The sequence below is a fragment of the Synechococcus sp. R55.7 genome (genome assembly GCF_047461955.1).
GTDB lineage: Bacteria > Cyanobacteriota > Cyanobacteriia > Thermostichales > Thermostichaceae > Thermostichus.
Genome location: NZ_JANSIC010000207.1, coordinates 1 through 4,730, shown reverse-complemented (window position 1 = coordinate 4,730; position 4,730 = coordinate 1). Strand labels below are relative to the sequence as shown.

Genomic DNA, 4,730 nt, shown 5'->3' with positions numbered 1-4,730 from the left:
ACTTTCGCAAGACTACATCATCCCCTTAGGTGCAGAGCCAGCCGCCGGCTTGGGCTCAGGCTTTTCCACCACAATCGCTTCGGTTGTGAGGTACATTCCGGCTATGGAAGCCGCGTTTTGCAGCGCTGAGCGCACCACTTTGGCCGGATCGACGATCCCCTGGGCAAACATATCCACATAGGTTCCGCTCAGGGCATCGAAGCCAAAGGGCATCTCCTTCTCCAAAACCTTTTCCACCACCACTGACCCTTCCAGACCGGCATTGTGGGCAATCTGAAAGAGAGGGGCCTGCAAGGCTCGGTAAACAATTTCTGCCCCCACCTGTTCTTCGGCATTCAACTTGGCCTTGAAAGCCGGGATCCCTTTGGAGAGGTGCAATAGCGTCGCCCCGCCGCCAGGGACGATCCCTTCTTCCACCGCAGCTCGGGTGGCATTCAGGGCATCCTCAATGCGCAGCTTGCGATCTTTGAGTTCTGTTTCAGTGGCAGCCCCCACTTTGATCACCGCCACTCCCCCGGCTAACTTGGCGATGCGTTCTTGCAGTTTCTCGCGGTCGTACTCGGAATCGGTGGTTTCCAGTTGCTTGCGAATTTGAGCCACCCGCTTTTCCACCGCCGCTTTGGTGCTGCCATCGGTCACAATGGTGGTCTTGTCTTTGGTGACGGTGATCTTGCGGGCCACCCCCATCATGTCCAGGGTGACCTTATCCAGCTTGATGCCAACATCCTCAGAGATGAGCTGCCCGCCGGTGAGAATGGCGATATCTTCCAGCATGGCTTTGCGCCGATCCCCAAAAGCCGGAGCCTTGACCGCCACCGCATTGAGTACCCCCCGCAGGCGGTTCACCACCAATGTGGCCAGAGCCTCTCCCTCCACATCCTCCGCAATGACCAGAAGAGGCCGACCCTCGCGGGCCACCCGCTCTAGGATGGGCACCAGATCTTGCAGGCTGGAGATCTTGTTGCTGGTAATCAGCAGATAAGCATTCTCATACTCGGCCACCATCCGCTCCGAGTCGGTGACGAAATAGGGGGAAATGTAGCCGCGGTCAAACTGCATCCCCTCCACCACGTCCAACTCGGTTTCCAGCGACTTGGATTCTTCGACCGTGATCACCCCATCTCGCCCTACAGCATCCATGGCCTTGGCGATCATCTCTCCCACTTCGCTGTCATTGCCAGCAGAGATAGTGGCTACTTCGGCGATGGTTTTACGGCCTTCCACAGGCTTGGCATGAGCTGCAATTTGCTCCACCAAGTAGGCAGTGGTCTTTTCAATGCCGCGCCGCAGAGCCACAGGGTTGGCGCCCGCCGAGATGTTTTTGAGCCCTTCCCGCACCATGCTTTGGGCCAGGATGGTGGCTGTGGTGGTACCATCTCCGGCCACATCGTTGGTCTTAGAGGCCACTTCCCGCATCAACTGGGCGCCTGTGTTCTCCAAAGGATCGGCCAACTCAATTTCCTTGGCAATCGTGACCCCGTCGTTGACGATTTGGGGGGCACCAAACTTCTTCTCCAAGACCACGTTGCGTCCTTTGGGGCCAATCGTAACCTTGATTGCATCCGCCAGTTGGTTGATGCCCTGCTCCAATGCCTTGCGGGCCTCTTCTCTAAACAGAATCCGCTTTGCCATAGAATCCGCGATCCTCGTAAGTCTGACTGGGCTCCTACTTTGGGTACTGCCAGGCGGAGTGGGGTTCCCAGGAATCCTCCGGCTCGGCTAGCAGGGAGTTAGCACTCTAAACTCCCGAGTGCCAATCTAGCTCAAAGACGGGAGCCTGAGCAAGATGGGCAGATCCGGAGTCACGTTTTGGCTGACAGGGGGGAGAGGGCTAGGAGTTGCCGCCGATCAGGATGTCGGGAAACTGGGCCTGGGCTTCGCTGATGGGGCGGTTGCGCCCGCCGTTTTGCCAGTAGTTGATGAGTTCGGTGGCTCGGTTAAGCAGCTCGATGCGATCCACTTCGCTGATCCAAGTTTTGCTTTCCAGCTCAGCCTTAAGCTGCTCCCAAGCGTCATCCCGCGGCCAGAAAAAGTAGTGGGTGAGGGGGCTGCGGTTTTTGGCCACCACCTGATCGACGGCAATAGCCAAATCGTTTTCCAACCAGAGGGCTTTTAGGGCGAACTTCGGCAAGGCTCTCTTCTCCTTTGGGCTACTCAACGGACGATCCGATCCTAACCAGGCAGCCTTTCATTCTGACATATGTCCTGTCCATCGGCGGGCCGAGAGCCGGAAGATGGATACGGGCTCAGCCCTGTCTGGGGGCAAAGGGCCCTAGATCACAGAGGGCTGTTTCCCCTTTCAGTACCAAGTCCCGCAGGATGGCGGCGCTGATCGGGGCCAGCAACACTCCATTGCGATAATGGCCGGTGGCAATGAGCAGATTGGCGTAGCCAGGAGCCCAACCCAGGATGGGGGCGCGCTGTCCCACTGGTCGAGGCCGATGGCCGGCCCAATGATCCAACAAAGTTGCTTCGGCCAAAGCCGGGCAGAGTCGGATGGCGCGGGCCAGCAGATCTTGTAGCGCCAGCAGCGTCGGCTCGGGATGAGGGGCCTGAAATTCCACTGTTGCCCCCACCCACAGGGATCCATCCCCCAAAGGAACCAGATGCAGATCCGCGTCGGTGACCACGGGCCCCAGGGGGATCCCGGGGGCTTTGACCCGCAGGGCCTGACCTTTGACCGCTTGCAGCGGCACCTGCAGCCCCAGCTCTTTGGCCAGAGGAGAGCTGCCCAGACCTGCCGCCAGGATGACGTGCCCTGCCGAGAGGGTGAGAGCGGGCGTGTAAACCGTTTGCAGGCGAAAGGGGGGATCCGAGCTGCGCTGAATCTTCTGGACAGGCTGGTGGAAGAAAAAGCGGGATCCCTTGCGTTGGGCTGCTTCCAAGAGAGCCTGGGTTAGGAGCTTGGGTTGGACTTGTCGATCCTGGGGAGAGTAGATGGCCGCCGCCAGGTCGCTGCGCAGGCCGGGCTGCAGGGATCCCACTTCGGCAGGGCTGAGCAGATCTAGGCGGTAACCTGCTTGTCGGCGGGCCGCCAGGGTCTCTTGCCAAGCTTCCACTTCCTCCTCCCTGAGGAGTTTGAGAATGCCGCGCCGATTGACGGGCAAACTCCGGCCCAGGTCTTCCTCCAGCCGCGCGATTAGGGGATCGAACAGCTCCAGGCTTTTCAGGCGAAGCTGAACCGTCTCCCCACCCGCTTGCCGACTGGAAATGCCCACCAATACCCCCAGAGCTGCCCCTGTCGAGCCGGCGGCAGGATCCCCGGCATCGATCCCAACCACCGATAGGCCAGCCGCAGACAATTCGTAGGCGATGGCACAGCCCACCACTCCACAGCCAATCACCAACGCATCACAGTTCAACAGCCCGACCCTCAATGGAGATGCTTTTCGTAGTGATACTCCACAGAGTTGCTGCGATCGTGCAATTCACGAATTTCCGGCAGACGCACATAGCCGAGCCGCTCATAAACCCGATGAGCCGTCGTGAAGCGAGTATCTGTCCACAGATGCAGAGAGTCCGCCTGCTGCTGCCGAGCCGCAAATTCGGCCTGTTCAATCAAACGCCGACCCAAACCCCGACCGCGCACTGCGGGCAGGGTGTAGAGTTTTTTCAGCTCCATGCGCCCAGGGATCCCATCGGGCACAAGGCCGACACAGCCGACCACTTGATCCTGATGCTGCGCCACCCAAAGGGATCCCCCCATCTCCGCGAAAGCTGTGGCAGGCTGAAGCAACTCCGGCACTTCTTCGATATCCAATACACAGCCTGGATACTCCGCAAAGACCACCTGCAAAATGTGGAGCAGAGCTGCACTATCCGAATTTTCAGCAGGACGGATATCGATCTGCATCGAGCAGCGAAGAAAAAGAAATCATCGTTAAGTAAAGCTTTCTCGATTGTACCTGGGCTTGCTCGAGGACTCTGTTTTCTCTGTTTCTCAGGGAGCAGAGGATCCCTGAGGTGAGCAGCTAAGATCGCTAGCATCCCCAACCCCATCTGCCCATGGATACTGAACTGCTGGTTCCCGACGTCGCCGATCTCGTAACAGAGGATGATACCCCGGTGGATAACTTTGCCTCGGAAAAACAGCAGCGCCTCCTGACTGGAGCTCTCTACAGCGCTTTGCGCGGCAAAACCTTTTTAGCAGCGGCAAATGTAGGCATCTACACCGCCATCGGTCGGCCCCCGATTGTGCCGGATGTTTTTCTCAGCCTGGACGTCACGGTGCCGGAGCAATGGTGGGAGAAGCAAAACCGTTGCTACCTGCTCTGGCAATTTGACAAGCCGCCGGATGTGGTGATCGAGATCGTCTCCAACCGCGAAGGCGACGAGCTGGAAGGCAAGCTGAGCCGTTATGAGCAGATGCGAGTTAGCTACTACGCGGTCTTCGATCCCAATCATGAGCTGGGGCCAGAGGAGTTGCGCATTTTCGAACTGCGGGGCCGCCACTACGCGGAAATGACCGAGACCTGGCTAGAACAGGTGGGGCTGGGCCTGACGGTGTGGGAAGGCGTTTTTGAGGGGAAACAAGCTCGCTGGCTGCGCTGGTGTGATGCCCAAGGGCAGTTGCTGCTGACCGGCGATGAACGGGCTGAGTTGGAGCGGGAACGGGCCGAGCAAGAACGCCAAAGGGCGGAGCGAGAACATCAACGGGCGGAGCGTCTGGCGGCAAGATTGCGGGCTTTGGGTGAGGATCCCGATTTGGAGAGCTGAAGCCCAGGGATCCC

At 58.9% G+C, this 4,730-nt stretch carries 5 protein-coding genes; 1 reads left to right on the top strand and 4 read right to left on the bottom strand.

Annotated features, from left to right (window positions below; all coding sequences use genetic code 11):
- Nucleotides 1-12: 12 nt before the first annotated feature.
- From groL to NW820_RS10300, 4 genes are all read right to left on the bottom strand, one after another.
- The gene (gene groL / locus NW820_RS10315) at nt 13-1,632 is read right to left on the bottom strand and encodes a chaperonin GroEL (protein ID WP_414357711.1); all 1,620 of its coding nucleotides are present in this window, start codon (nt 1,630-1,632) and stop codon (nt 13-15) included.
- A 199-nt stretch (nt 1,633-1,831) separates the two neighbouring features.
- The gene (locus tag NW820_RS10310; RefSeq protein WP_414330048.1) at nt 1,832-2,158 is read right to left on the bottom strand and encodes a 30S ribosomal protein PSRP-3; all 327 of its coding nucleotides are present in this window, start codon (nt 2,156-2,158) and stop codon (nt 1,832-1,834) included.
- Nucleotides 2,159-2,246: 88 nt separating this feature from the next.
- Nucleotides 2,247-3,362 (bottom strand): NAD(P)/FAD-dependent oxidoreductase, encoded by a 1,116-nt coding sequence (locus NW820_RS10305; RefSeq protein ID WP_414407431.1) that lies wholly within the window; start codon nt 3,360-3,362, stop codon nt 2,247-2,249.
- Nucleotides 3,363-3,373: 11 nt separating this feature from the next.
- Nucleotides 3,374-3,853, bottom strand: coding sequence for a GNAT family N-acetyltransferase (locus NW820_RS10300; RefSeq protein WP_041437363.1), 480 nt, complete (start codon nt 3,851-3,853; stop codon nt 3,374-3,376).
- 152 nt (nt 3,854-4,005) lie between these two features.
- Between NW820_RS10300 and NW820_RS10295 the strand changes: the two genes are divergently transcribed.
- Nucleotides 4,006-4,716, top strand: coding sequence for a Uma2 family endonuclease (locus NW820_RS10295; protein WP_414330056.1), 711 nt, complete (start codon nt 4,006-4,008; stop codon nt 4,714-4,716).
- Nucleotides 4,717-4,730 lie beyond the last annotated feature (14 nt).

Excerpts from the sequence above, each read along its gene's own strand:
- groL (WP_414357711.1), bottom strand. The coding sequence starts at position 1,632 with ATGGCAAAGCGGATTCTGTTTAGAGAAGAGGCCCGCAAGGCATTGGAG.
- NW820_RS10300 (WP_041437363.1), bottom strand. The coding sequence starts at position 3,853 with ATGCAGATCGATATCCGTCCTGCTGAAAATTCGGATAGTGCAGCTCTG.
- NW820_RS10295 (WP_414330056.1), top strand. The coding sequence starts at position 4,006 with ATGGATACTGAACTGCTGGTTCCCGACGTCGCCGATCTCGTAACAGAG.